Origin of the sequence: Lentzea albidocapillata subsp. violacea (genome assembly GCF_900100275.1) — a bacterium.
GTDB lineage: Bacteria > Actinomycetota > Actinomycetes > Mycobacteriales > Pseudonocardiaceae > Lentzea > Lentzea violacea.
Genome location: NZ_FNET01000024.1, coordinates 95,988 through 121,142, shown reverse-complemented (window position 1 = coordinate 121,142; position 25,155 = coordinate 95,988). Strand labels below are relative to the sequence as shown.

21 protein-coding genes are annotated in these 25,155 nt (G+C 66.7%); 3 read left to right on the top strand and 18 right to left on the bottom strand.

What is annotated here, in order from left to right; genetic code table 11:
* Positions 1–313 precede the first annotated feature (313 nt).
* From BLR21_RS35440 to rplJ, 15 genes are all read right to left on the bottom strand, one after another.
* Complete coding sequence (locus tag BLR21_RS35440) at positions 314–4,210, bottom strand: DNA-directed RNA polymerase subunit beta' (RefSeq protein WP_090013337.1); 3,897 nt, start codon at positions 4,208–4,210, stop codon at positions 314–316.
* 102 nt (positions 4,211–4,312) lie between these two features.
* Positions 4,313–7,798: a DNA-directed RNA polymerase subunit beta gene (rpoB, locus tag BLR21_RS35435; protein ID WP_090013334.1), complete on the bottom strand. Its 3,486-nt coding sequence runs from the start codon at positions 7,796–7,798 to the stop codon at positions 4,313–4,315.
* Positions 7,799–8,299: 501 nt separating this feature from the next.
* The gene (locus BLR21_RS35430) at positions 8,300–9,088 is read right to left on the bottom strand and encodes a hypothetical protein (protein WP_143028022.1); all 789 of its coding nucleotides are present in this window, start codon (positions 9,086–9,088) and stop codon (positions 8,300–8,302) included.
* A gap of 30 nt (positions 9,089–9,118) precedes the next feature.
* Positions 9,119–9,619, bottom strand: a complete 501-nt coding sequence (locus BLR21_RS35425; protein WP_090013330.1) for a hypothetical protein — start codon at positions 9,617–9,619, stop codon at positions 9,119–9,121.
* Positions 9,619–10,848: an MCE family protein gene (locus BLR21_RS35420; protein WP_090013327.1), complete on the bottom strand. Its 1,230-nt coding sequence runs from the start codon at positions 10,846–10,848 to the stop codon at positions 9,619–9,621. Before BLR21_RS35420 ends, BLR21_RS35425 begins: the two co-directional genes overlap by 1 nt.
* Positions 10,845–11,999, bottom strand: a complete 1,155-nt coding sequence (locus tag BLR21_RS35415; protein ID WP_090013325.1) for an MCE family protein — start codon at positions 11,997–11,999, stop codon at positions 10,845–10,847. The genes BLR21_RS35420 and BLR21_RS35415 overlap by 4 nt, the downstream gene beginning before the upstream one ends.
* Positions 11,996–13,162, bottom strand: a complete 1,167-nt coding sequence (locus BLR21_RS35410; protein WP_090013322.1) for an MCE family protein — start codon at positions 13,160–13,162, stop codon at positions 11,996–11,998. Before BLR21_RS35410 ends, BLR21_RS35415 begins: the two co-directional genes overlap by 4 nt.
* A complete protein-coding gene (locus tag BLR21_RS35405) occupies positions 13,159–14,160 on the bottom strand; it encodes an MCE family protein (RefSeq protein ID WP_090013357.1) in 1,002 nt (333 codons plus the stop codon). The genes BLR21_RS35410 and BLR21_RS35405 overlap by 4 nt, the downstream gene beginning before the upstream one ends.
* Positions 14,157–15,188, bottom strand: a complete 1,032-nt coding sequence (locus tag BLR21_RS35400) for an MCE family protein (RefSeq protein ID WP_090013320.1) — start codon at positions 15,186–15,188, stop codon at positions 14,157–14,159. Before BLR21_RS35400 ends, BLR21_RS35405 begins: the two co-directional genes overlap by 4 nt.
* Positions 15,185–16,501 (bottom strand): MCE family protein, encoded by a 1,317-nt coding sequence (locus BLR21_RS35395; RefSeq protein WP_090013318.1) that lies wholly within the window; start codon positions 16,499–16,501, stop codon positions 15,185–15,187. Before BLR21_RS35395 ends, BLR21_RS35400 begins: the two co-directional genes overlap by 4 nt.
* A complete protein-coding gene (locus BLR21_RS35390; protein ID WP_030478277.1) occupies positions 16,498–17,307 on the bottom strand; it encodes an MlaE family ABC transporter permease in 810 nt (269 codons plus the stop codon). The genes BLR21_RS35395 and BLR21_RS35390 overlap by 4 nt, the downstream gene beginning before the upstream one ends.
* Entirely contained in the window at positions 17,307–18,092 is a 786-nt protein-coding gene (locus tag BLR21_RS35385; RefSeq protein ID WP_090013316.1) for an MlaE family ABC transporter permease, read from the bottom strand. The genes BLR21_RS35390 and BLR21_RS35385 overlap by 1 nt, the downstream gene beginning before the upstream one ends.
* Entirely contained in the window at positions 18,089–19,144 is a 1,056-nt protein-coding gene (locus BLR21_RS35380; RefSeq protein WP_090013314.1) for an ABC transporter ATP-binding protein, read from the bottom strand. Before BLR21_RS35380 ends, BLR21_RS35385 begins: the two co-directional genes overlap by 4 nt.
* A 690-nt stretch (positions 19,145–19,834) precedes the next feature.
* Positions 19,835–20,218, bottom strand: a complete 384-nt coding sequence (gene rplL / locus BLR21_RS35375; RefSeq protein ID WP_090013312.1) for a 50S ribosomal protein L7/L12 — start codon at positions 20,216–20,218, stop codon at positions 19,835–19,837.
* A 56-nt stretch (positions 20,219–20,274) separates the two neighbouring features.
* Positions 20,275–20,829 carry a 50S ribosomal protein L10 gene (gene rplJ / locus BLR21_RS35370; protein ID WP_090013310.1) on the bottom strand — a complete coding sequence of 185 codons (555 nt, stop codon included), beginning with the start codon at positions 20,827–20,829 and terminating at the stop codon, positions 20,275–20,277.
* Positions 20,830–21,077: 248 nt separating this feature from the next.
* Between rplJ and BLR21_RS35365 the strand changes: the two genes are divergently transcribed.
* Positions 21,078–21,779, top strand: coding sequence for a hypothetical protein (locus BLR21_RS35365; protein ID WP_090013308.1), 702 nt, complete (start codon positions 21,078–21,080; stop codon positions 21,777–21,779).
* Positions 21,780–21,788: 9 nt separating this feature from the next.
* A complete protein-coding gene (locus BLR21_RS44190) occupies positions 21,789–21,917 on the top strand; it encodes a hypothetical protein (RefSeq protein ID WP_256335140.1) in 129 nt (42 codons plus the stop codon).
* Here BLR21_RS44190 and BLR21_RS35360 read toward each other — a convergent pair.
* Complete coding sequence (locus BLR21_RS35360; protein ID WP_090013306.1) at positions 21,897–22,775, bottom strand: NAD(P)-dependent oxidoreductase; 879 nt, start codon at positions 22,773–22,775, stop codon at positions 21,897–21,899. The genes BLR21_RS44190 and BLR21_RS35360 overlap by 21 nt on opposite strands.
* Before the next feature lie 84 nt (positions 22,776–22,859).
* Here BLR21_RS35360 and BLR21_RS35355 point away from each other — a divergent pair, with 84 nt between their 5' ends.
* Positions 22,860–23,840 (top strand): helix-turn-helix domain-containing protein, encoded by a 981-nt coding sequence (locus BLR21_RS35355; protein ID WP_090013304.1) that lies wholly within the window; start codon positions 22,860–22,862, stop codon positions 23,838–23,840.
* Between the two features lie 62 nt (positions 23,841–23,902).
* Here BLR21_RS35355 and rplA read toward each other — a convergent pair whose 3' ends face one another.
* Both rplA and rplK read right to left on the bottom strand, forming a co-directional pair.
* Complete coding sequence (gene rplA / locus BLR21_RS35350) at positions 23,903–24,613, bottom strand: 50S ribosomal protein L1 (protein ID WP_090013302.1); 711 nt, start codon at positions 24,611–24,613, stop codon at positions 23,903–23,905.
* A gap of 79 nt (positions 24,614–24,692) precedes the next feature.
* Entirely contained in the window at positions 24,693–25,127 is a 435-nt protein-coding gene (gene rplK, locus BLR21_RS35345; protein ID WP_030478269.1) for a 50S ribosomal protein L11, read from the bottom strand.
* Positions 25,128–25,155 lie beyond the last annotated feature (28 nt).

Genomic DNA, 25,155 nt, shown 5'->3' with positions numbered 1-25,155 from the left:
ATCCGCTGCCTCAAGCGCTATATCCTCCGCGAAGCCCACACAGCGATCATGAAAGACCTCGCACTCACTGCTTGACATCTATAGGAGCGTCCCTCTAAGCAACAGGCAGCCGCCCACAGCAACAGGCGTGCCATCTACCTACGGGCGGCGCTACCCCCTGATCAGATTGCCGGGGGTCTGGGGGCAGCGCCCCCAGGGGAAGCACGCAACCGCAAGCTCGCCGCCCACAAACCGACCACACCACAAGCCGCGCAAACGCAAAACGACCCCCCGAAGCAAACGCTCCAGAGGGCCGTCAAGCAACTCAACTCACCTAGCGGTAATCCCGCCCAAAGTCGTAGTCATCCAAAGGCACCGCAGCACCAGTCCCAGTCCCGAAGACGTCAGGCGTGTAGTACCCGTCGTCGTAAGAAGGAATCGCGTAAGCAGCAGCGCGAGCCTCCTCAGTCGGCTGAACCTGGATGTTGCGGTAACGGTTGATACCCGTACCAGCCGGGATCAACTTACCGATGATCACGTTCTCCTTGAGACCGATGAGCTTGTCCGAACGCCCGTTGATGGCAGCGTCCGTCAAAACGCGAGTGGTCTCCTGGAACGAGGCGGCAGACAACCACGAGTCGGTGGCCAAAGACGCCTTCGTGATACCCATCAGCACCGGACGACCGGCGGCCGGCTCGCCACCCTCGGCGACGACGGCGCGGTTGCCGGACTCGAAGTCCGCGCGCTCGACCAGCGAACCCGGCAGGAACTCGGTCGCGCCGGAGTCGATGATCGTGACCCGGCGGAGCATCTGCCGGACGATGACCTCGATGTGCTTGTCGTGGATCGCCACACCCTGGGCGCGGTACACCTTCTGGACCTCGCCCACGAGGTGCAGCTGCGCCTCGCGCGGGCCCATGACACGCAGGACCTCGTGCGGGTCCGGCGTACCTTCCAGCAGCTGCTGGCCGACGGACACGTGGTCGCCGTCCTGCAGCGGGCCGGTGGCCGTGTTGGCGAGACGCTGACGCTTGGACAGCTTCTCGAACACGATCTCCTCGGAGCCGTCGTCCGGGATCAGCGTGATCTTCCAGAAGCGGTCGCCGTCCTCGATGCGGACGCGGCCGTCGACGTCGGCGATCGGCGCCTTGCCCTTCGGGACGCGGGCCTCGAAGAGCTCCTGGACACGGGGCAGACCGGTCGTGATGTCGTCACCGGCCACACCGCCCTGGTGGAACGTACGCATCGTCAGCTGCGTGCCGGGCTCACCGATCGACTGGGCGGCGACGATGCCTACGGCCTCGCCGACGTCGACCAGCTGGCCGGTGGCCATGGAGCGGCCGTAGCAGGACGCGCACACGCCGACCGCAGACTCGCAGGTCAGCACCGAGCGGACCTTCACGCGGAGGATGCCGGCCTCGACCAGCGACGCGAGCGCCGGGTCGCCGAGGTCGTCGCCGCGGTTCAGGACCAGGTTGCCCTGGGCGTCGGTGATGTCGTCCGCGACCGTGCGGGCGTAGACCGACGTCTGCGCGAACTCGTGCAGGCCGACCTTGTCGCCCAGCTGCTCGCCGACGATCATCTGCACACCACGGGTGGTGCCGCAGTCGACCTCGCGGATGATGACGTCCTGCGAGACGTCCACCAGACGACGGGTCAGGTAACCCGAGTCGGCGGTACGCAGCGCGGTGTCGGCCAGACCCTTACGGGCACCGTGCGTCGCGATGAAGTACTCCAGCACCGACAAGCCCTCGCGGAACGAGTTCTTGATCGGGCGCGGGATGTACTCACCCTTCGGGTTGGTGACGAGACCACGCATACCCGCGAGCGAACGGACCTGCGTCATGTTGCCGGCGGCGCCGGACTGCACGATGACACGGATCGAGTTGTCCTCGGGGAAGTTGTCTTCCATGATCTCGTGGACCTGCTCGGTGGCCTTGGTCCACACCTTGACCAGCTCGGAGTTGCGCTCGTCGTGCGAGAGCTGACCGCGCTGGTAGCGCTTCTCCACCGCGTCCGCGAGGCGCTCGTGCTCCTCGAGGATGTCCTGCTTCGCGGCCGGCACGAGGACGTCCGAGATCGCGACCGTCACGCCGGAGCGGGTGGCCCAGTAGAAACCGGCGTCCTTCAGCTTGTCCAGCGTCCGGGCGACGGTGACCATCGGGTACCGCTCGGCGAGGTCGTTGATGATCACGGCCTGCCGCTTCTTGGGCATGACCTCGTTGATGAAGGCGTAGTCCTGCGGCAGGATCTCGTTGAACAGCACGCGACCCAGCGTGGTCTCCGCGAGCCACGGCTGACCGGGCTCCCAGCCCTCCGGCTCCTGCCCCTTGGGCGGGTTCTTGTCGGAGACGCGGATCTTCACCATCGACTGCAGGCCCAGGACCTTGCGGTCGAACGCCATCAGGGCCTCGGCGGACGACGAGTACGAGTGACCCTCGCCGATGTCGCCGATCTTGTGCCGGGTCAGGTGGTACAGACCCGTCACCATGTCCAGACGCGGCATGGCCAGCGGCTTGCCGGACGCCGGGGACAGGATGTTGTTCGACGACAGCATCAGCACGCGGGCCTCGGCCTGCGCCTCGGCGGACAGCGGCAGGTGGACTGCCATCTGGTCACCGTCGAAGTCGGCGTTGAACGCCTCACAGACCAGCGGGTGCAGCTGGATGGCCTTGCCCTCGACCAACTGGGGCTCGAAGGCCTGGATGCCGAGGCGGTGCAGCGTGGGTGCGCGGTTGAGCAGCACCGGGTGCTCGGTGATGACCTCTTCCAGCACGTCCCACACGGCCGGGCGCGCACGCTCGACCATCCGCTTGGCGGACTTGATGTTCTGCGCGTGGTTGAGGTCGACGAGCCGCTTCATCACGAACGGCTTGAAGAGCTCCAGGGCCATCTGCTTGGGCAGACCGCACTGGTGCAGCTTGAGCTGCGGGCCGACCACGATGACCGAACGGCCGGAGTAGTCGACGCGCTTGCCGAGCAGGTTCTGGCGGAACCGGCCCTGCTTGCCCTTGAGCAGGTCGGACAGCGACTTCAGGGGCCGGTTGCCCGGACCCGTCACCGGACGGCCGCGGCGGCCGTTGTCGAACAGCGCGTCGACGGCCTCCTGCAGCATCCGCTTCTCGTTGTTGACGATGATCTCGGGCGCGCCGAGGTCGATCAGTCGCTTCAACCGGTTGTTGCGGTTGATGACGCGGCGGTACAGGTCGTTCAGGTCGGACGTCGCGAAACGGCCACCGTCGAGCTGCACCATCGGGCGCAGGTCCGGCGGGATGACCGGGACGCAGTCCAGCACCATGCCCTGCGGGTTGTTGCGGGTCGCCTGGAAGGCGGCAACGACCTTGAGGCGCTTGAGCGCACGCAGCTTCTTCTGGCCCTTGCCGCTGCGGATCGTCTCGCGCAGGACCTCGGACTCGGCGTCGACGTCGTAGTCACCCAGCAGTCGCTGGATGGCCTCCGCGCCCATGGCACCGGTGAAGTAGTCGCCGTAGCGGTCGTAGAGCTCGCGGTAGAGCAGCTCGTCCGCGATCAGCTGGGCCTTGTCCAGCTTGGTGAACGTGGACCAGATCTCGTCGAGGCGGTCCAGCTCGCGCTGGGCGCGGTCACGGAGCTGGCGCATCTCACGTTCGCCACCCTCCTTGACCTTGCGGCGCACGTCGGACTTGGCACCCTCGGCCTCGAGCTCGGCCAGGTCGGCCTCGAGCTTCTGGGCGCGGGCCTCCACGTCGGCGTCGCGGCGGTTCTCGACGCGCTTGCGCTCGACCTGCATCTCGCTCTCGAGCGTCGGCAGGTCGTTGTGGCGCAGCTCCGCGTTCACGCCCACGATGACGTAGGCGGCGAAGTAGATGATCTTCTCGAGGTCCTTGGGGGCCAGGTCGAGCAGGTAGCCCAACCGGCTGGGGACGCCCTTGAAGTACCAGATGTGCGTGACCGGAGCGGCGAGCTCGATGTGGCCCATGCGCTCACGACGCACCTTCGCACGCGTCACCTCGACGCCGCAGCGCTCACAGATGATGCCCTTGAAGCGCACACGCTTGTACTTGCCGCAGTAGCACTCCCAGTCCCTGGTGGGACCGAAGATCTTTTCGCAGAACAAGCCGTCCTTCTCCGGCTTGAGCGTGCGGTAGTTGATGGTCTCGGGCTTCTTGACCTCGCCAAAGGACCACTGGCGGATGTCGTCCGCGGTCGCGAGACCGATACGGAGCTCATCGAAGAAGTTGACGTCGAGCACGTCTACTCTCTTCCCCTTTTTTGGATCGGTGGCAAAAGGAGCTGGTCGGAGGGCCGGTGTTGGGGACGCGGGAGGCATCCCCAACACCGGCCTGCGAGGTGACTAGTTGACGACGTCGTCCACGGAGGGCGACTCGGACCTCGACAGGTTGATGCCGAGGTTCGCGGCCGCGCGCTCCAGGTCTTCGTCGTCGCCGTCGCGCATCTCGATCGCGGCACCGTCCGAAGACAGCACCTCGACGTTGAGGCAGAGCGACTGCAGCTCCTTGAGCAGCACCTTGAAGGACTCCGGGATACCGGGTTCCGGGATGTTCTCGCCCTTGACGATGGCCTCGTAGACCTTCACGCGGCCAAGCACGTCGTCGGACTTGATGGTGAGAAGTTCCTGCAGGGTGTATGCGGCGCCGTACGCCTGCATCGCCCAGCACTCCATCTCACCGAAGCGCTGACCACCGAACTGCGCCTTACCACCCAGCGGCTGCTGCGTGATCATCGAGTACGGGCCGGTCGAACGCGCGTGGATCTTGTCGTCCACCAGGTGCAGCAGCTTCAGGATGTACATGTAGCCGACCGACACGGGGAACGGGTACGGCTCGCCGGAGCGGCCGTCGAAGAGCTGTGCCTTCCCGTTCTCCTTGACCATGCGCTCGCCGTCGCGGTTCGGGATCGTCGAGCCGAGCAGGCCCGTGATCTCCTCTTCCTTCGCGCCGTCGAACACGGGGGTCGCGGTCTTGGTGCCGGGCTCGACATCCATCAGGTCCTCGGACAGGTTCTTCGCCCAGTCCGGGTCCCCGTTGATGCTCCAGCCCTGCTTGGCGATCCACCCGAGGTGGGTCTCCAGCACCTGGCCGATGTTCATACGCCGCGGCACACCGTGCGTGTTCAGGATGATGTCGACCGGCGTGCCGTCCTCGAGGAACGGCATGTCCTCCGCGGGGAGGATCTTGCCGATGACGCCCTTGTTGCCGTGGCGGCCGGCGAGCTTGTCGCCGTCCTGGATCTTGCGCTTCTGGGCCACGTAGACGCGGACGAGCTCGTTCACGCCCGGAGGCAGCTCGTCGTCGTCCTCACGCGAGAAGACGCGGATGCCGATGACCTTGCCGTACTCACCGTGCGGCACCTTCAGCGAGGTGTCGCGCACTTCGCGCGCCTTCTCACCGAAAATCGCGCGGAGCAGGCGCTCCTCGGGCGTCAGCTCGGTCTCGCCCTTGGGCGTGACCTTGCCGACGAGGATGTCGCCGGGCTGGACCTCGGCACCGATGCGGATGATGCCGCGCTCGTCCAGGTCGGCCAGGACCTCTTCGGAGACGTTCGGGATGTCCCGGGTGATCTCCTCGGCGCCGAGCTTCGTGTCGCGGGCGTCGATCTCGTGCTCCTCGATGTGGATCGAGGTGAGAACGTCGTCCTGCACGAGGCGCTGCGACAGGATGATCGCGTCCTCGTAGTTGTGGCCTTCCCACGGCATGATCGCCACGAGCAGGTTCTTGCCGAGCGCCATCTCGGCGTTCTCGGTGCAGGGACCGTCGGCCAGGACCTGACCCGCCTCGATCCGGTCGCCCTCGTTGACGATGGGCTTCTGGTTGATGCAGGTGCCCTGGTTCGAGCGACGGAACTTGTGCAGCGCGTAGGTGTTGCGCGCACCGTCGTCGGCCATGACGGTGATGTAGTCGGCGGAGACCTCCTCGACCACACCCGTCTTCTTCGCGACGACGACGTCACCGGCGTCGACGGCGGCACGCAGCTCCATGCCGGTGCCGACGAGCGGCGACTCGGAGCGGAGCAGCGGCACGGCCTGACGCTGCATGTTCGCACCCATCAGGGCGCGGTTCGCGTCGTCGTGCTCGAGGAACGGGATCATGGCGGTCGCGGCCGACACCATCTGGCGCGGCGAGACGTCCATGTAGTCGACGTCGGTCGGGTCGATGAACTCGACCTCGCCGCCCTTCTTGCGAACCAGGACGCGGTCGTCGGTGAAGTTGCCCTCGTCGTCGGTCGGCGAGTTCGCCTGCGCCTTGACGTAGCGGTCTTCCTCGTCCGCGGTGAGGTAGTCGATCTTGTCGGTGACCCGGCCGTCGACGACCTTGCGGTACGGCGTCTCGATGAAGCCGAACGGGTTGACCCGCGCGTAGCTCGAGAGCGAACCGATCAGGCCGATGTTCGGGCCTTCCGGCGTCTCGATCGGGCACATGCGGCCGTAGTGCGACGGGTGGACGTCGCGGACCTCCATGCCGGCGCGCTCACGGGACAGACCACCGGGACCCAGCGCCGACAGGCGGCGCTTGTGGGTCAGACCCGCGAGCGGGTTGGTCTGGTCCATGAACTGCGACAGCTGCGAGGTGCCGAAGAACTCCTTGATCGCCGCCACGACGGGACGGATGTTGATCAGGGTCTGCGGCGTGATGGCCTCGACGTCCTGCGTGGTCATGCGCTCGCGGACGACGCGCTCCATGCGGGACAGACCGACGCGGATCTGGTTCTGGATCAGCTCGCCCACCGTGCGCAGACGACGGTTGCCGAAGTGGTCGATGTCGTCGACCTCGACGGGCACGTCGCCACCGGCGGCGGCGTCCATCATCGTCTCACCGGCGTGCAGGCGAACGAGGTACTCGATCGTCGTGACGATGTCGTCCTCGGTGAGGACACCGGTGTTGATCTCGGTGTCCAGACCCAGCTTCTTGTTGACCTTGTAACGGCCAACCTTCGCCAGGTCGTAGCGCTTGTCCTTGAAGAACAGGTTCTCCAGCAGGGCCTGCGCCGACTCCTTCGTCGGCGGCTCGCCCGGACGCAGCTTGCGGTAGATGTCGAGCAACGCCTCGTCGGTACCCGCGGTGTGGTCCTTCTCGAGCGTGGTCAGCAACGTCTCGCTGAACGCGAACCGCTCGCGAATCTGCTCCGTGCTCCAGCCCAGAGCCTTCAACAGCACCGTCACCGGCTGGCGACGCTTCCGGTCGATGCGGACACCGACGGTGTCGCGCTTGTCGACGTCGAACTCCAGCCAAGCACCCCGGGACGGGATGATCTTGACGCTGAAGACGTCCTTGTCGGTCGTCTTGTCGACCGCGGTGTCGTAGTACACACCGGGCGAGCGCACGAGCTGGGAGACCACCACGCGCTCGGTGCCGTTGATGATGAACGTGCCCTTGTTCGTCATCATCGGGAAGTCACCCATGAACACCGTCTGGCTCTTGATCTCGCCAGTGGTGTGGTTGGTGAACTCCGCCGTGACGAACAACGGTGCCGCGTACGTCATGTCCTTGTCCTTGCACTCTTCGGTCGAGGCCTTGACCTCGTCGAAGCGTGGGTCGGTGAAGGACAGTGACATGGAGCCGGAGAAGTCCTCGATCGGCGAGATCTCGTTGAGGACCTCTTCGAGGCCGCCCGTCGGGGTCTCGTCGCCGGCGTCGACGCGGCGCTGGAACCACGCCTCGTCGCCGGTCAGCCACTCAAAGGACTGGATCTGCAGGTCAAGCAGGTTGGGCGTCGAAAGCGGCTCGTTAATCTTCGCGAACGAAACCCGCTTCGGCGCTCCAGGGATCCCCGACGTGGAGTTGGTCGCAGCAGTGGCCTTGGTCGCGCGAGAGATCGCCAAGATGCGTCCTTCCAGGGACAAATAGCTGGCTAGAGCGAACTAGCACGGCTGTCAAGGGTGCGGCGCTGCTCGACTAATCCACGCTCTCGGCGAAGGGCAAGCGGAAAATGGGCAGCGCAAAGGGGCAGTCTAGCCACGCGCACGGCGACTGTCGAGAGGCACCTGGAAGGACCCTCCTGTTGCTCACCGACAGAGTGACCCTGCATGAGCGCGCAGTCAAGATGTTGCGGCTCGATCCACCCTCTGGATGGAGCGCTGTTTACTTGGCGTCACCCATTTGACCTGCACAAACACGTGTGCGGCCGTTTTGGTGGGAAGTTGACGGCCTCAAGTGGACTTACAGAGCGCCACAAGATTTGTGTGATCGAGATCACGCGTGTCAGGGGTGGCGGAGGACGTGTCCACGGTGCATCCGGGGCTCCTGTGACGTCCTCGCGACGAAGTTGATCTTAGGGGACGAAGATCAGGTACCCGGCACCGGCCCGAGCCAAACGATCGCGGTCAGCAGCCCTGGAGTTGGCGGTTCTGATCCGCCGTGGCGCCGAACATCTCCATGTTGTCGATCTTCCACCGTTCTCCGTCGTCGACCGCGCTCACGCGGAGCATGGCGGTGCCGCCGCCCGACTGGTTGTCGGTGGTGCGGGTGGTGACCTGGTCGGCGAACACGAGCACGGTGGCGCGGTCGCCCTTGAGCGACGACACGGCTGATGACACCACACGGACGGTCACGACCAGCTTCTGCTGCGGCGCGACCTCCTTCACGGGGCCGAACACGGCGTTGTACTGGCACAGGGCCTTGCCGGTGAGCAGTTCCCTGGCGGCCTTCTCGGTGGACTCGACGTCGGCGAAGTTGTACGAGAACGACTTCTCCACGGCCTCACGGACCTGGCCGTTGACCTCCGAGGTGGTGGCCGAGTCGACCAGGGCGGCGTCGTAGGACACCGAGCGCGACTTCACCAGGAAGAACGTGCCCAGCCCGCCCAGCAGCACCGCGACCAGGAGCAGCGCCACCGGAAGCACCCAGCCGTCCTGCAGGCTGGTCTTCGCGGTGACCGGCTCGGCCTCGTCCGCGGGCGGCGGCGTCCACTCGACGGCCTCCGGCGCCTTGAGGTCTGCCTCCACCGGATCGGGCACGGCCTCCGGCGTCACTTCCTCGACCACGGCCTCGGCAGCGGGCTCCACGGCAGGTTCTGCCGCGGGCTCGCCGGACGCGCGCCGGTTCAGGCCGGCGACCTTGGGACGGCCTCCGGCGGGCGGCGTGGGGATGGGGCGGCGGCGGGATGGGGGCACGTGCACTCGTTCCAATCAGCTCTGGCCGGATCAGACGCCTGACCGCAGCGGGCCGAGCTGGCTCAGCTTCCAGCCGTCCTCGGTGCGGGTGAGCTTGGTCAGGTACCGGTTGATCTTGGTGACCTTCTGGCCGCCGTCGGGCGTCACGGTGCTCTCGACCACGGCGATCATCGACGCGCTGCCGGCGCGGTCGTCCAGCTCGGTGATCGCGGCGTCCAGCACCTTCGACGTCGTCACGGACTTGGCGTCGACCAGCTGCTTCTTGCGCGAGTCCTTGTCCTTGTCGATCTCGGCGCGCAGGTCCCCGGTCGACGAGTTGAGCCAGCGCTGCAGATCCTCGTCGACCTTCTGGTAGTCGAGGGTCAGGAAGTTCGTGACGCCGACCTGGCCCGACCGCAGGGCCTCGTCGCGCACCGCGGCGAACGACGCCTCGGACGAGTGCGCCGCCGAGTACCAGGCCACGCCCGAGTACGCGGCGAAGCCGAACGTCAGCACCGCCAGTACCGCGGCGATCACCGTGAAGATCCGCACTACTTCCTTCCCTCCGGCAAGCCCAGCAGCTGGCCCAGCGACGTCAGCAACGGCACCTCCGGCCCGGCGGTCTGTCCCGTCTGCTCCTGACCCGGCTGTGTCGTCGCGCTGCCGACCGGCGTGGTCGGTGTTCCACCATATGGCGCATTCTGCGAGCCTCGCACCGAGGTCGCCGACCCGCGCGCGAGAGCGCAGTACGCCTGCGTGTTCAGCGGTGCGGCAGAAGTGTCGTTACCGGAACGAATCGTCGTGCCCTCGTATCCGACGGTGCACGGCATCGGGTCGAACACGTTCAAGGCCAGCCCGAAGTGCGCCGTCCCGTCACCCGGCGCCACGGAGAACCCACCGCCGACGGCGATGGGATACGTCACCGCGATCTGTTCCAAACCATCACGCCTGGTCACGAGGATGTTCGACGTGGTCAGCAGGTTCGCGAAGACCACCCCGAGGTTCGGCCCGCTCTCCTTGAGCAACGCCGACACCTGCTCGGACGCCGGCGGCACGGCCACGATCAACCGCCGCAGGTCGCCGTCGGAGGCTTTGAGCTGCTCGGCGAGCAACCGCAGGTCTCCGCTGAACGACCGGATGGCGCCACCGGACGCGGCCTGCGTGGCCAGCACGATCCGCCCGTCCTGCAACAGCCGCGTGGTCTGCGGCAGGTGCTCGCGAGCGGCGGCCGTGAACGCCGCGGTGTTGTCGATCAGCACCTGCAGGTCGCCGCCGGTCCCACTGAACGCCGTGTGCAGCTCGTCGACCACGGTCTTCAAGGAGTCCGTGGGCACCGACGACGCGAAGGCGTCCAGGTTCGACAGCAGTCCGTCGACCGGGGGCGGCGTCTTCGTGGCCGAGCGCGGGATGACCGAACCTGACTCCAGGTACGGAGCACCGTCGCTCTTCGGCCGCAGGTCCACGTACTGCTCGCCCACCGCCGACCGGTTGGCCACCACGGCCTCGGTCGCGGCAGGCACGCGAGGCGCGTCCGCGTCCAGCTCCAGGTCGACCTCGATGCCGTCCGAGGTCAGCCGTAGCTGACCGACCCGGCCGATCGGAACGCCGCGGTACGTGACCTCGGCGTTGGTGAAGATGCCACCGGAGTCGGCGAGCTGCATCGTCACGACCGTCGCCGACGACTTGAACAGGCCGACGTACGTCGCGCTGACGTAGGACACGCCCAGCAACGCGACGACCACGAACGCGCCGATCTTGAGCTTGGTTCCGCGCGTGATCACCTGCGACCACCTCCCAGCAGACCGCCGAGCACGTCGCCCAGCCCGGACCCGGTGTCGTGCCCCGGGGTCGGCAGCGGGATGTTCGGCATCGGCAACGGCGTGCCGTGGCTCGGGACCAGCGAGTCGAACGGCGACTGCCGCGAGCGCCCGAGGTTGTCGAGGATCGTGCCGAGGTTCAGGTCCAGATCGGCGTACAGGTTCGTGTAGTCGCCCTTGATGCCGTCGACCGCCGCGTCCGGGAACGGGTAGGTCAGCAGCAGTTCCAGCGACTTCGGCAGGTTCTGCCCCGACTCGGCGAGCTTCGTCAGCGTCGGCTGCAACGCCTTCAGGTCCGCCACGATGTCGTCACGGCTCCTGTTGATCGTGTCCGTGGCGACGTCGGAGAGCTTGTCCAACGACTGCAGCAACGTCACGAGCTGCGTGCGCTGCTCGGCCAGCACCTTCAGGCCGGGCTCCAGGTCCGTCAGCGCGACCGCGATCTTGTCGCGCTGCTGCGCCAGGGTCCCCGCCAACCGGTTCATGGAGTCGAGCGCGCGGACGATCTCCGCCTTGTGCTTGTCGAGCTCCCCGACGAACGTGTTGAGGTTGCCCAGCAACGAGCGGATCTCCTTCTCGTTGCCCTCCATCGCCGCGTTGAGCTCCTTGGTGATGTTCTGCAACTGCGCGACGCCACCGCCGTTGAGCAACATCGACAACGCCCCGAAGACCTCTTCGACCTCGGGGTTGCGGTTCGTCCTGTCCAGCGGGATCACGGCGTTGTCGGCGAGCTTGCCCTCCGCAGGCTGTGATCGATCATTCTTGGCAGGCTTGCCCAGCTCCACGAACTTCTCACCGAGCAACGCGGACTGGCGCAGCTTCGCAAAGGCGTTGGCGGGCAACTGGACGTCGCCGTTGACCAGCATGGTCACCTCGGCGGTCCAGCCGTCGGCACCCAGGTCGATCTTCTCGACCCGCCCGACCGGCACGTCGTTGACCTTCACACCGGCCTGCGGCACCAGGTCGAGAACGTCCTTGAACTGCGCCTTGACCCGGTACGGGTGATCACCGATGTCGGCACCGCCCGGCAACGGCATGTTGTACACGCCGTCGAACCCGCCCGAGCCGCAGCCGGCGAGCAGGAGCACGGAAAGAACCACGGCCAGCTTCCTCACTGGGGCACCCCCGCGAGCGGCAGGGGCAACGGCAGCTTGCCCGCGTTGAGGTCGTTGATGACCTCGGCCGGCGGCTTCAGCGGTACCACGCCGGTCAGGATCGGCTCCAGCTGCTTGCACGTCTGCGCGAGGATCGGCGGCACGTTGTTCGGCGACGCCTGCTGGATCAGCTTGCAGATCAGCACGATCGGCGGCTGGTTCAGCTCGTTGATGTTCGCGCGGGTGTCGAGCGTGCCGGACGCCGCGTTGTAGGAGTTCTGCAGGTTGCCCAGGGCCAGCGGAGCGACGTCGAGCGTCTCCGCCAGCGCTGCTCGCTGGTTCACCAGCACCTGCGTGATCGAGGCAAGTTTGTCCACATTGGACTTGAGCACCTCGCGGTTGTCCTTGATGAACCCCTGCACCAGCCCCAGCGCGGTCGCGAGCTCTGAGAGCGCCGCGCCGAGGTCACCGCGTTCGTCGGCCAGCATCTTCGACACGTCCGCGAGCTGGGAGTTGAAGTCGCGCACCTGGCTGTCGTTCGCGGCGAGCATCGCGGTGAACTTCTGCAGGTTGTCGACCGTGGCGAACAGGTCTTCTTTGGACCCGGACAGGGTGCGGGTCGCCTGGCCCAGGTTCTTCAACGTGTCGTTGAGCGCCTGGCCGTTGCCTTCGAGGTTGCGAGCCGCCGAGTTCAGCAGGTCCGCCAACGCGCCGTCGGCGTTCGCGCCGTTGGGCCCCAGCGCGGTCGTGAGCTTGTCGAGCGACGAGTACAGCTCGTCCAGCTCGACCGGCGTCGCGGTGCGCTCGCGCGGGATCACGGCGTTCTCGCCCAGCGTCGGCCCGCCGGTGTAGGCGGGCGCGAGCTGCACGTACCGGTCGCTGACCACGCTCGGCGAGACCACGACGGCCTGCGCGTTCTCCGGCACCCGCACGTCGCGGTCGACGGTGAACACGACCTTCACGGTCTTGCCCTCCGGCGTGACCTCGTCGATCGTGCCGACCTTCACGCCGAGGATCCGCACGTCACCGCCGGGGTAGACGCCGACGGCCGCCGCGAAGTGCGCGGTGACCTTGCGGCCGTTCATGCCGTTGAAGACCCACCAGAGCCCGGCCGTCACGACCAGCGCGAAAACGCACGCGATCGCGATGAACCGGCCGACTTTGCTGTTCACTGCTGTAGTCATCGCTGCACCCCCGGAGGCAGGCAGCCTTCCTCGTTGAACCCGACGACGCCGAGGTTCACCGAGGGCGGCAGCAGACCGCAGATGTAGGTGTCGAACCAACGACCGTTGCCCAGGGTGTTCGCGAACACCCGGTAGAACGGCGCCATCAGCGCGAGGCTGCGGTCGAGGTTGTCCTGGTTGCGTTGCAGGATCGTGGTGACCCGGCCGAGCTGTTCCAGCGCGGGCCCCAGCTGGTTCTGGTTGTCGGTCACGAGTCCGCTCAGCTCACGGGAGAGGTTCCGCGTGCCGGTCAGCAGCGCGCTGATCGCCTCGCGGCGCTTGCGCAACTCGCCGAGCAGCAGGTTGCCGTCCGCCAGCAGCTTCTCGAACTCCGCGTTGCGGTCGGCCAGCGTCCTGGTCAGCTGCCTGGTGTTGTCCAGCAACTTCGCCAGCTGCTCGTCGCGCGAGGAGATCGTCTTGGACAACGCGGACAGGCCGTCCAGCGCGCCCCGGACGTGCTCCGGCGAGTTCTTGAAGGTGTCCGAGAGGACCGTGAAGCTGTCCGCGAGCTGCTTCGTGTCGATCTGGCCGACGGTCGTCGCGAGCCCGTTGAACGCCTCGTTCACGTCGTACGGCGCGAGCGTGCGTTCCTTGGGGATCGGGTCGCCGGGGGACAGCGGCTGGGTGCCCTGTGGGTCCAGCGACAGGAACTTCTGCCCCAGCAACGTCTTGATGCGGATCATCGCGGTCGTCCGGTCGCCCACCCAGGCGTCCTTGACCTTGAACGTCACCCGCACCTTGTCGCCGTTGAGCTTGACCTTGGTGACCTTGCCGACCTTCACGCCGGCGACGCGGACCTCGTTGCCGGGCACCAGCCCCGCGGCCTCGCTGAAGTCCGCGGCGTAGCTCGTGCCGCCGCCGACGATCGGCAGGTCGTCGGAGTAGAACGCGGCCAGCAACAGCAGGACGATCAGCGTCAGGCTGACCGCGCCGGTCCTGATCGGGTTGCTCGTCCTCATCGGCGGCACCTCTGTTGGGTCACCGGCAGCGCCGTGATCGGAATCGGGTCGGGGATGACCGGCGGCACCGCGATCTGGCCGGTGCCCTCGCAGAGGAAGAAGTTGAACCACGAACCGTAGGTCGCGGTCCGTGTGATCGTCTCCAGCTTGTTGGGCAGGCGCTGCAGCATCCCGTCGACGAGCACCTCGTTGTCGCCCAGCGTCTTCGAGACGATGCCGAGCTGCGCGATGTCGTTCTTCAACGGCTCGCGGCCCTGCTCCAGCAGGCCGGAGGTGGCCTGGGTCAGGTCACCGAGCGCGGTGATCGCCTCACCGATCGGCTGACGGTCCTGCGCGAGTCCGGACACCAGCGTCTGCAACGTGATCACGAGGTTGTTGAAGTCCTCGTCGCGCGAGTTCACGGTCTCCAGCGCGGTGTTGAGGTTGTCGACGACCTCGCCGATCACCTTGTCCTTGCCCGCCAGCGTGCTGGTCAGCGAGGCCGTGTGCTGCAGCAGGCTGTCGATCGTGCTGCCTTCTCCCTGCAGCACCTGGATGATCTCGAACGACAGCTTGTTCACGTCCTCCGGCGACAGTGCCTGGAAGAGCGGCTTGAAGCCGTTGAACAGCACGGTGAGGTCGAGCGCGGCCTTCGTGCGTTCCAACGGGATCGTGCCGCCCTCGGCCAGCACCGCCCTGGTGTCACCGGTGCCGGACTCCAGCGCGATGTACCGCTGCCCCACCAGGTTGCGGTACTTGATCGTCGCGGTCACCGCCTCGGGCAGCTTGCGGTCGCCGTCGATGGAGAACGCCACCTCGGCGGTCTTGCGGTCGACGACCCTGATTCCGTCGACCTGCCCGACGCGGACGCCGGCGATGCGGATGTCGTCACCCTCGTTCAGCGCGGTGACGTCGGTGAACTGGGCCTTGTACTCGGTGGCACTGGCCAGGTTCACGTTGGCGATGGTGACCGCGAGCAACGACGTGGCGAGGATCGTGACCACCGCGAAGGCGATCAGCTTGAGCAGCGGGGCCAGCAGTCCCTTCACTTGACGGTCACCTCCGTTCCGCGAACCAGTGGCCCGAGCAGCAGGCTCGACCAGCCGGGCATGTCCCGCGGGTCGACGCCGACGCGCGGTCCGAAGAGCGCCGCGATCAACCTGGCCTCCTCCGGCGAGTTGGCGAGCCGCAGCACGTCAGCGGACTGCGGCACGGTCACGTTGCCGGCGTTGGCCGGCGGCAGGATCCCGTCGTTCGCGACGCGGGCGGGCGGCGGCGTGCTCGCCCCGTCCTGCACCGGACCCTCCGGCGGGTACTGCGGGAACGGGTCGGGCCGCGGGATCAGGTCGTAGCAACGAGGTCCGCGCTTGTCCTTGTACTCGGGCTCGTCGAGGTTCGGCTTGTACTTGCCGCGGTTCTGCGTGATCTCCAGCGTGATGTGCAGGCCCGGCTCGTTGGTGCCCTCGCCGAACGCCTTGCTGATCACCGGTTCGAACTCCGCGAGCCCCTTGAGCAGGCACGGGTACTCGGGCGCGTACTTCGCGAGCAGCTCCAGCGTCGGCCGGCTGGTGTCGGCGAGCGCGATGATGTTGTTCTTGTTGACCGTGACGAAGCTGGTGACGTCCTGCGACGTCGTGGTCAGCGAGCCGTAGAGCGCGAGCAGGTTCTCGCGCTGGTCGACGACGGTCTTGGTCGTCGTGGTCATGTCGTTGAGCGCCTGCAACAGGTCCGGCGCGGCGTCGGAGTAGACGTTCGCGACGTCCGCGAGCTTGGAGATGTTCTCCTTCAGCGCGGGCAGCTGCGGGTTGAGCTCACCGAGATAGGCGTCCAGCGACACCAGCGTCTCGCCGAGCGGCTTGCCCCGTCCGTCGAGCGCCTGCGACAACGCCGTCAGCGTGGTCGCGAGCTTCTCCGGCTGGATCGCCTGGAGCACCGGCATCAGGTTGCCCAGCACGCGTTCGAGCTCGATCGCGCTGCTCGTCCGGTCCTGCTCGATGACGGCGCCCTGGGTGATGGCCGCGCTCTTCTGCTGCGGCAGCACGAGGTTCACGTACCGCTCGCCGAACAACGTCTTGGGCAGCAGGCGCGCGCTGACGTTCGCCGGGATCTGGTCGACCTTGTCCGGCTCCAGCGCCAGCTCCAGCTCGGCGCCGTCCCCGCTGGTACGGATGGCCTTCACCGACCCGACGATCAGCCCGCGCACCTTGACGTCGCTCGCGGTCTGCAACTGGTTGCCGATGTGGTCGGTCTTGAGCGTGACCTTCACGTAGTCGCTGAAGACGTCCTTGTAGAGCGCCACCGTGAGCGACAGGAACATGGCGATCGCGAGGAGAAAGGCGATGCCTAACACGCGTTTCCTCATCCCGCGATCCTCACCGTCGTCGTCGCGCCCCAGATCGCGAGGCTCAGGAAGAAGTCGAGCAGCGCCGTCGTGACGATCGCGGTCCGCACCGCACGCCCGACCGCGACCCCGACGCCGGCCGGACCGCCGGACGCGCGGTAGCCGTAGTAGCAGTGGGTCATGATGATCACGACCGCGAAGATCAGCACCTTGCCGAACGACCAGAGCACGTCGATCGGCGGTAGGAACAGATTGAAGTAGTGGTCGTACGTGCCCGCCGACTGCCCGTAGAACTCCACGGTGATCGTTCTGGCTGCCAGATAACTCGTCAGCAGGCCGATCACGTACAGCGGGATGATCGCGACGAACCCGGCGATGATCCGCGTGGTGACCAGGAACGGCAGGCTGGGGATGCCCATGACCTCCAGCGCGTCGATCTCCTCGGAGATCCGCATCGCACCCAGCTGCGCCGTGAACCCGGACCCGACCGTCGCCGACAACGCCAGCCCGGCCACGAGCGGCGCGATCTCACGGGTGTTGAAGTAGGCCGACACGAACCCGGCGAACGCCGACGTGCCGATCTGGTTCAACGCCGTGAAGCCCTGGAGGCCGACCACGGTTCCGGTGAACACCGACAGCCCGACCATCACGCCGATCGTGCCGCCGATGACCGCGAGCGCTCCCGACCCGAAGCTGACCTCGGCCAGCAGCCGCATCGTCTCCTTGGAGTACCGCCTGAGCGCGCGCGGCGTCCAGGCCAGCGCCTTGATGTAGAACGACAGCTGGTCGCCGAAACCGTCGAGGGTGGACAGCACCTTGTTCGCCATCAGCTCCCCTTCGCGGGTACGACCTGCAGGTAGATCGTGGTGAGGACGAAGTTGACGAAGAACAGCAGCAGGAACGTGATGACCACGGCCTGGTTCACCGCGTCACCCACGCCCTTGGGCCCACCGGCCGGGTTGAGGCCCCGGTAAGCGGCGACGATGCCCGCGATGAACCCGAAGATCAGTGCCTTCAACTCGCTGATCCACAGGTCGGGCAGCTGGGCCAGCGCGCTGAAGCTCGCGAGGTAGGCGCCGGGCGTGCCGTCCTGCATGATCACGTTGAAGAAGTAGCCACCCATCACACCGACGACGCTGACCATGCCGTTGAGCAGCACGGACACCAGCATCGCCGCCAGCACCCGAGGCACCACAAGCCGCTGGATCGGCGACACCCCGAGCACTTCCATCGCGTCGATCTCCTCGCGGATCTTCCTGGAACCAAGATCCGCACAGATGGCCGAGCCACCGGCTCCGGCGATCAGCAGCGCCGTCACGATCGGACTGGCCTGCTGGATGATCGCGAGCACACTGGCCGCACCCGTGAACGACTGCGCACCGATCTGCCGCGTAAGCGACCCGAGCTGCAACGCGATGACCGCACCGAACGGAATGGACACCAGCGCCGTAGGCAGCACCGTCACACTGACGATGAACCAGCTCTGCTGAATGAACTCGCGAAGCTGGAACGGCCGCCGGAACGTAGTGCGCACGACGTCGATCCCGAGCTGGCACAGCTTCCCGGTCTCCCGCAGCGCACCAGCACCGGGGAACGAGGCCTGTGTGGTCACAGAACACCACCCTGCCGAGGCCACGGGCTGGGCGTGGACGCCCCGGCATGCACGCCGTACCGCATCTGCTCCTCAGCCGTGAGGCTCTCGATGATCCCCTGCTGAGCCTGGTGCGGCAGCTGGTGGATGATCGTCATGACCCGGTCCTTGCGCCGCCGGACAGCGTCCCGGAACGGCAGCCCCGGCGTCGGCTCGATCTGCGGAATGATCCCCCGCACGTCCTCCGACGTGGAGCCGTCCGAGTGCCCGGCATCCGCATGAGCCTGCTCGGCCGCCATCGTGGCCGTGTCCTTCTCCTCGGACATGCCGATGGGCCCGAGCCGCCGCCCGTTCAAGAACTGCTCGACAACCGGTTCGTCGCTGGTCAGCAACACCTCGCGAGGCCCGAACATGACAAGCTCGCGCCGGAACAACATCCCGAGGTTGTCCGGCACCGTACGAGCAATGTTGATGTTGTGCGTGACGATCAGGATGGTCGCGTCGATCTGTGCGTTCAGGTCGATCAGCAACTGACTGAGGTACGCCGTGCGCACCGGATCCAGCCCGGAGTCGGGTTCATCGCACAGAATGATCTCGGGGTCGAGCACCAGCGCACGGGCAAGACCAGCCCGCTTGCGCATACCGCCGGAGATCTCACCGGGCAGCTTCTTCTCCGCCCCGACGAGACCGACCATCTCCATCTTCTCGAGAACAATCCGCCGAACCTCGGCCTCCGTCTTGCGAGTGTGCTCCCGCAACGGAAAGGCGATGTTGTCGTACAGGTCCATCGACCCGAACAACGCACCATCCTGGAACAGCACGCCGAACATCTTCCGAATCTCGTACAACCGGTGCTCAGAACACCGAACCAGATCCGTGCCGTTGATGATGATCTTGCCCTGCTCCGGCTTGAGCAACCCCACCAACGACTTCAGGAACACGCTCTTGCCAGTACCGGACGGCCCGAGCATCACACTGACCTCACCCGGCGGCAACGTGAGCGTGACGTCCTGCCAGATGGTCTGCTTGCCGAAGGACTTGGTCAAACCCTCGACGACCACCTCGACGCCCATCCGCACCTCCGCACACGCCCGAGGACGCCGCAGCGATCGGCGTCACACCTGGGCAACGAGTTCGTTCGCGGCAGGTTACTCACCAGTTGGCCTAACGGCGGTTGCGTTCAGATAACACCACACAGGGTGACCTCGCAAAACGGTCACGAAGACCTAGACCACGGCCTACCAACCGAGATTTACGAGACCCATGTGACCCCAAACACAGATCACCGCGAAGCCGAAGGCAAGCCGTCCTCCCCCACGCGAAGCCGTAGGCGAGCCGTCTTTACCGAACGGGCCAGGCGGTGGGGTCCCATCACGAGTCGCGCCATAGCTCTTGCTGCATGTGAGAAGGGGTGTCAACTCGACACGCTTTTCGTCGAGTTGACACCCCTTCTCACATGTGGCCCGCTCTTGGCTCGGCTCGTGATGGGACCCCACCGCCAACGCACTCTCTAACCAACAGGCAGCCGCCCAAAGCAACAGGCGTGCCATCTACCTACGCACGGCGTGGACCCCCTGATCAGATTGCCGGGGGTCTGGGGGCAGCGCCCCCAGGGGAAGCACGCAAGGCGACCACGCCGCCCGCAAGGCGACCACAGCACAAGCCGCGCCTCAGAAAACACAAAAACGGGCGCACACCCCAACAGGGATGCACGCCCGTTCAAGCACTACAAGGCAAAACGCCAGCCCCCAAAGGGGCTGAGATCACTTGACGGTGATCTTGGCGCCGGCAGCCTCGAGCTTCTCCTTGGCGGCGTCGGCGACGTCCTTGGCCACGCCCTCGAGGATCGCCTTCGGAGCGGACTCGACGAGCTCCTTGGCCTCCTTCAGGCCCAGACCAGAGACGACCTCGCGGACGACCTTGATGACCTGGATCTTCTTCTCGCCCGCGGACTCGAGGACGACGTTGAAGTCCGTCTGCTCCTCGGCCTCTTCGGCGGCGGCCGCGGGGCCGGCAGCGGTAACGGCGACGGGCGCCGCGGCGGTGACCTCGAAGGTCGTCTCGAACTGCTTCACGAACTCGGACAGCTCGAGGAGGGTCATCTCCTTGAACGCGTCGAGCAGCTCTTCGGTGCTGAGCTTCGCCATGATCGGCGGTCCTTTCTAATCTCCCGCGCGAAAGCGTCGGGCGTGTCTTTGGGTGATCAGCTTTCGGCGGGAGCGTCGGCCTCGGCGGCGGGAGCCGCAGCGGCCTTCTTCTCCTGCAGGGCAGCGGCCAGGCGAGCGACCTGGGAAGCCGGGGCGTTGAACAGACCCGCGGCCTTGGCCAGGTTGCCCTTCATCGCGCCCGCGAGCTTCGCGAGCAGCACCTCACGGCTTTCGAGGTCCGCGATAGCGGCGACCTCTTCGACCGAGAGCGGGCGGCCATCCATGTAGCCGCCCTTGATGATCAGGGCCTTGTTGTCCTTCGCGAAGTCGCGGATCGCCTTGGCGGCGTCGACGGGCTCGCCTTCGACGAACGCGATGGCGGTCGGACCGGACAGAAGGGCCTCGAGGCCCTCCACGCCGGCGTCCGCAGCGGCCAGCTTGACCAGCGTGTTCTTCGCGACGGTGTACTTGGTGCCCGCGCCGAGAGCGCGACGCAGCGTCGTGAGCTGCGCCATGGAGAGGCCACGGTACTCAGTGACAACCGCTGCCGAGCTGGTGCGGAACTGATCCGCAAGCTCAGCGACCGCCGTAACCTTCGTGGGCTTCGCCATGATCGCCTCCTCTCTGGGCTGGGTTTAGACCGCCGGCCTGGAGAAGGTCCCGAAACAACAAAAACGCCCTCGCGCACAAGCAGCACGGGGCGTCACACAGGAACTGAGCCTCGTCCTCCCTGCGCGGGCCGCCCGTGTTGCAACGGGGCCTTCGTTCTCCTCACGGAGAAAACCTGCGGTCTTCGGTAGAACCATCCAAAACAGTACTCGACTGTGTACTGCCGCTCCAAATCGGCATGATGTGACGTGTGACCGACGAGCCCGGCAAGGACCTCGCGCCCCGCCAGCCGCCTGCCCCGCAGCCACCGACCCCGCCGGTGGACCCGGAGCAGCTGCGGCAGTTCCAGGAGTTCCAGCGCTTCCAGGAGTTCCAGCGCTACCAGGAGGCGACGGGCCAGGCCCCGAAGCAACCCGGCGGCAAGCGCTGGTGGCTCGTCGTGCTCGGCAGCGGCATCTTCTGGCGTGCGCTGTTCTTCCTGCTGGTCGTCTTCTCTGCCGTGTGGGCCTACAACCACTTCTTCGGCGTGGACGACCCCGGCGACATCGCGCAGGACAGCGGCGGCGTGACGGGCGCGGCGCAGGGCCTCTCCGCACCGGCCGGGCTGCAGGGCACCGTCGGCATGTTCTACAAGCACGTGTCGTTCGCCGACACGACCCGTGCCTGCACGCTCTTCCTGCGCGACGACACCCGTCAGAAGTTCGCGAACGCTTATGGCGCAAGCGATTGCGCCGGTGCGGTCAACGACCTGAAGACCAAGGTCACCAGCGTCGACAGGTACCAGCAGGTGATGTTCCCGCCGGACATGCTCAAGACCCCGACGACCACCAAGGTCACCATCGACTCCTGCGCGCTGACCGTCGAGGGCGGCCCGCGCCTGGGCACGTTCGTCGTGGAGAAGGTCGGCGCGGGCTGGGTCATCACCGACTGGTCGCCCAGCACCTGTGGTTGATTGGGGTGCATGGCAAACGCACTGGAGGTGCCCCCCATCGAGCGTGCGGACGGTGAGGGCCGGCTGGCCGAACTGCGCGACGGCGGCTTCCAGGCCTCGGTGACGATCTTCCTGCGGTCAGCCCGCAAACCGTTGTGACGCAACGCCCAGCGACTCGACGGCGCGGGCGAGACTCTCCTGTCCGCGCCCGGCGCCGACCTGCTGGTCGACGAGCGCCTTGAGCGAGTCGAGCGCGGCGAACGGAACGCCCTGCGCCGTGGCCGCCCGGATGAGCGTGGCCAGCCCGGACTGGTTCATCGCCAGGCTCGACTCCGCGTTGTCGTAGCTCTCGCCGTCGATCTCCTCGGCGAACGTGGAGAGCGCGGGATGGATGTCCGTCAGCCAGGACAACAACATCGGCGTGAGCTCGGCGGCCTTGATGCCGTTGGTCCGTGCCAGCGCCGCGGCGTGCAGGAAGCCGCCGATGAGGCCGTACATCCCGGAGAGGATCGCCACGTCGTACCCGGAGGCGCGGCCGGCGTCGGCACCCAGGAACGTGACCTTTCCCAGCAGTGCCAACTGCTTCTGCCAACGTTCGCTCACGGCCGAGGAGCCGCTGTAGATGATGGACGAGGCGTCGGTGCCGATCGTCTGGGGCACCGCGTACACCGCGCCGTGCAGGTACTCGGCTCCGTTCGCGGCGGCCCAGTCAGCGAGTTCACGAGCCTCGCCGGGAGTGCCGGAGGTGAGGTTCACCAACGCCCGTCCGCGCACGTCCGCGCCGCTGAGAACCCGTTGCGCCGCTTGGTGGTCGAGCACGGCCACGATCACGAGCCCACTGGCCGCGACCGCCTCCGCCGCGGTCCCGGCCACGACGGCTCCGGGCACCTTGAGTTCGGAAGCCTTTGCGGCAGAACGGTTCCAGACCGTCACGGGGTGGCCCTCCCGCAGGAACGCCTCCGCCAGCGCGCGTCCGAGGTTGCCGAGGCCGAGCACGGTGATCGCTTCAGATGTCATGGCTCCAGCCTCGCGGCACGTGATCAACTCGGCCAGTGACCGGAATGACCCCTTCCGCCAAATTCCTGCCATAGGCTGGATCGCATGAGCGCTGGATCAGTCGCCCTGGTCGTGCCCAGCGACTTCGGCGTCGCGGACCTCTACGAGCTGGGCATTCCCGCCGCCGTCTTCGGCACGCCGCAGCCCGACCTCGCCGACCCCTGGTACGAGTTGTGGTTGTGCGGCACCGGAAATCGCAGCCGCGACACCATGCCGGGCTTCACCCTGCACAGCACTCACGGGCTGGAAGACATCGTGCGCGCGGACACCGTCATCGTGTCGTGGGTGCCGGACGAGGTCTTCGAGGAGAACGCGCCCGTCCCGCCCGAGCTGGTCTCCGCCCTGCGCCGGGCGCACGCCAACGGCGCGCGAATCGTGTCGGCGTGTGTCGGCGCGTACGCACTGGCCGAAGCCGGACTGCTCGACGGGAAGAAGGCCACCGCGCACTGGATGCACACCGCGCTGCTGGCCGAGCGCTACCCGGAGATCCAGGTCGACTCCTCGAAGCTCTACATCGACGAGGGTGACGTGCTGACCAGCGCGGGCATGAGCGCCGGACTCGACCTCTGCCTGCACCTGGTCCGCCGCGACCTGGGCGCCCACGTCGCCAACCAGCTCGCCCGCCGGATGGTGGTCCCCGGCCATCGCCCCGGCAACCTGGGCCAGTACGTCGACCTCTCGGTCCCCGCGAGCGACGAACAGGGCCTGACCCCGGTGCTCGACTGGGCCCGCGCCCGCCTCGACGAACCGCTGACCATCGAGGCTCTGGCCCGCCAGGCCGCGATGAGCCCGCGGACCTTCTACCGCAAACTCCACGCCACCACCGGCACGACACCGCTGCAGTGGCTGCTCAACGAACGCATCACGCGGGCGCAGGCGTTGCTGGAGTCCACCGACCTGTCCGTGGAGAAGATCGCGGCCCTGAGCGGCATCGGCACGGCGAACAACCTCCGCCACCACTTCCTCAAGCAGGTGGGGAAATCGCCGAGCGACTACCGGCAGGCGTTCCCGCGGCACCAGGCCTGACATGCGAAAAGGCCCCCGGCGAACCGGGGGCCTTTTCAAAGGCTAGCTGCGAACCGGGAGGCTCAGGCCTCGTCCACCAGCATGTTGCGGGTGCGGTTCGGGTCGACCGGGATGCCAGGGCCCATCGTCGTGGAGACGGTGACCTTCTTGAGGTACCGGCCCTTGGCCGCGGACGGCTTGACGCGGAGGATCTCGTCCAGCGCGGCGGCGTAGTTCTCGACCAGCTTCTCGGAGTCGAACGACACCTTGCCGATGACGAAGTGCAGGTTGGCCTGCTTGTCAACGCGGAAGTTGATCTTTCCGCCCTTGATCTCGTTGACGGCCTTCGTGACGTCGGGGGTCACGGTGCCGGTCTTCGGGTTCGGCATCAGGCCACGCGGGCCGAGGATGCGGGCGATGCGACCGACCTTCGCCATCTGGTCGGGGGTCGCGATCGCGGCGTCGAAGTCGAGCCAGCCCCCCTGGATGCGCTCGATCAGGTCCTCGGAGCCGACAGCGTCCGCACCGGCGGCCTCGGCCTCAGCGGCCTTGTCACCGGTTGCGAAGACGATCACGCGGGCGGTCTTGCCCGTACCGTGCGGCAGATTCACGGTGCCGCGGACCATCTGGTCGGCCTTGCGAGGGTCGACGCCGAGGCGAATCGCGACCTCGACGGTGGCGTCGAGCTTCACCTTGGACGTTTCCTTGGCGAGCTTGGTGGCCTCCAGCGGCGAGTACAGCCGCTCCCGGTCCACCAGCTCTGCGGAGGCCTTGTAGGCCTTGCTGCGCTTCATGCTCTGTCCTTACCGTGGATCAGTTCGTGGTGAATGAGCCGCGCTCGGCTCTCCCACGCTTACTAGAAAGAGGGTGTGGTCAGCCTTCGACCGTGATGCCCATGGAACGGGCGGTGCCGGCGATGATCTTCGCCGCCTGGTCGATGTCGTTCGCGTTCAGGTCGACCATCTTGACCTGCGCGATGCTGCGCACCTGCTCCATGGTCACCTTGGCGACCTTGACGCGGTGCGGCTCGCCGCTGCCCTTGTCGACACCAGCGGCGGCGAGGATGAGTCGCGCGGCCGGAGGGGTCTTCAGCTTGAAGTCGAACGAACGGTCTTCGTACACGGAGATCTCAACCGGCACGACCTGACCACGCTGCGACTCGGTCGCGGCGTTGTAGGCCTTGCAGAACTCCATGATGTTGACGCCGTGCTGACCCAGCGCGGGACCAACGGGAGGCGCCGGGTTGGCGGCACCAGCCTTGATCTGCAGCTTGATGATCGCTGACAGCTTCTTCTTCTTGGGAGGCATTGTCCGTACTTCCTGTTATTGCAGTGTC